Origin of the sequence: Gilliamella sp. GillExp13 (assembly GCF_001690815.1) — a bacterium.
In the GTDB taxonomy this organism is placed as follows: domain Bacteria; phylum Pseudomonadota; class Gammaproteobacteria; order Enterobacterales; family Orbaceae; genus Gilliamella; species Gilliamella bombi.
Genome location: NZ_LZHJ01000063.1, coordinates 1 through 1,916, shown reverse-complemented (window position 1 = coordinate 1,916; position 1,916 = coordinate 1). Strand labels below are relative to the sequence as shown.

The following is a 1,916-nucleotide window of genomic DNA, read 5'->3' as shown; positions in this document are numbered from 1 at the left end:
AGGATATCATTCTCCATTAACAAGCGTTTATTCTCTTTGCGTAGCGCGATAAGTTCGTTATCTTCAGTTCGACGATTATCTTTTGCGATGAATGAGCCGGTAGTTTGGTACTGCATTATCCAATTATCTAATGCTGATTTGGTGAGGTCATACTCTGCGACGATATCCGCACGTTTTTTACCATTTTGATATAGCATGACCATTTGTTTTTTGAACTCGTTAGTAAAGCTACGTTTTGCTCTTCGTGATGAATCGATTGCCATTGTTGTTACCTTCTCTTATTTTTAGTTTATCATAACAATGACCTTATAAAACTGGTACTAATTAGTGTAGCCGATCCATTATGTTTCCCTAACCAATTAAGTACTTTTAAACATTACTAAAATGGTAAATTAATTTTTTTATTAAGTTTTACTTCAATAAGCATAGATAATTCTTTAAATAAAGTTTCCCAAACCTGTACGTACTCTAATTTACTGATAAAAATTTTCATATCCGGAATTTTTCCATTATATATGCCTACATCTGGTCCCTTCTTATATTCAAGTTCTACACCTTTATCTTTAATGTCGTAATAGAAGTAAAAATCAGAACCTTGCTCACAAAACCAAATATCATCTTTGCCTTTCCAATTATTTTTCACTCGTTTGATAGATTTAACTATGTCTTCATAAGCCGATGTTATATCTGCATAAATATAAAAATGTACTCTATAGTTGTCTTTCAGTTTAATGTAAAATTCTGGATCAGCATATCTTCTCAATTCTTCTAATGCATATTGGAAAGGGGTTAGCTCATCATCGATATCATCATCAATATCGCCTATAGGATTTTGATAGTTAACCTCAAATATAGTTTCCATTTTAATCTCCAGGAATATAGGGATAAGCTGTAATAGGTATGTCTCTAATGACTACCCTTACAATATCCGTTGTTTTTGTAGTTCCATCAGGATAATACACTTTTGATGGTTGTGAAACTTTAACATCATGTACTCCATGTGTAGTGGGTGCTTTAGCAAACGCTTCTTCTATCATTCTGTTATCACTAAAATGCCCTATAGGTCTAGGGTCTTTTGGATTCTTTGCTCTGTCAATTAATTTTTGTGCATTAATTTGAGAACCATGTTGATTACGAGCATGTCCATATTTTTTATAACTTTTTCCTGCCTGATGGTTTGGCTTACAACTCATTAATCCAAATGGATCAACCCAAGTCAAGGTATTAGGCGCATACTGATAAAGATTAATACCACCAGCTAAGCCTATGGGGTCGGGCTGGGTGAAGCGTCCGCAGTTAGGGTCATAATACCGAAATGTGTTGTAATGTAAACCGGTTTCTTTATCGTAATATTGCCCCCGCAATTATCCCAACAATTGCCTGCTCAGCTCATACTTTGCTTAAGCCCATGGTGTAACACTAATCGCTTAAAAGCAGCACTACAATATTGGCTTCCTCGGTCACTGTGAATTAAGACGCCTTTAGGAAATTGACGACAAAATAAAACATTTTTGAGCGTGTTACAAACTAAATGCCTATCAATAGGTGAACTAGTTTGACTTCCAATTACTTTTCGACCAAATAAATCAATAATGACACAACGGTATAACCAACCTTCTCTCGTTTTGATATAAGTGATATCAATTACCAAACTTGATTGGGTTTATTAGGATTAAACTGCCTATCTAATGTATTGGGCAACGTGTTATAAGATAACGTGGGGGCCATCTTAGGTTTAAATTTGCGCACAGCTTTACTGCGTAATTCTAATTTTTGCAATACTCAACTGACCGTTCTTTCGGATATATCATAACCTTTCTCTCTCATATCGTGCACTAGACTTGGTGCGCCTAAACGGGCTTTATGTTGCCAATAAAGCGCTTTTACATTATCAAATAGTTCATTTGATTTTGGCG

3 protein-coding genes and 1 pseudogene are annotated in these 1,916 nt (G+C 35.1%); all 4 read right to left on the bottom strand.

Features of this window, described 5'->3' with window-relative positions; all coding sequences use genetic code 11:
- Window positions 1-263 (bottom strand): transposase (locus tag A9G37_RS04505; RefSeq protein WP_065574752.1); only part of this gene is annotated, 263 nt, incomplete at its 3' end.
- A 116-nt stretch (window positions 264-379) separates the two neighbouring features.
- Window positions 380-862, bottom strand: a complete 483-nt coding sequence (locus tag A9G37_RS04500; protein ID WP_065574751.1) for a hypothetical protein — start codon at window positions 860-862, stop codon at window positions 380-382.
- Window positions 863-1,186: 324 nt separating this feature from the next.
- Window positions 1,187-1,364: pseudogene (locus tag A9G37_RS13495) on the bottom strand (RHS repeat-associated core domain-containing protein); the annotation flags it as partial.
- A gap of 20 nt (window positions 1,365-1,384) precedes the next feature.
- Complete coding sequence (locus tag A9G37_RS04490) at window positions 1,385-1,651, bottom strand: IS3 family transposase (RefSeq protein ID WP_065574748.1); 267 nt, start codon at window positions 1,649-1,651, stop codon at window positions 1,385-1,387.
- Window positions 1,652-1,916 lie beyond the last annotated feature (265 nt).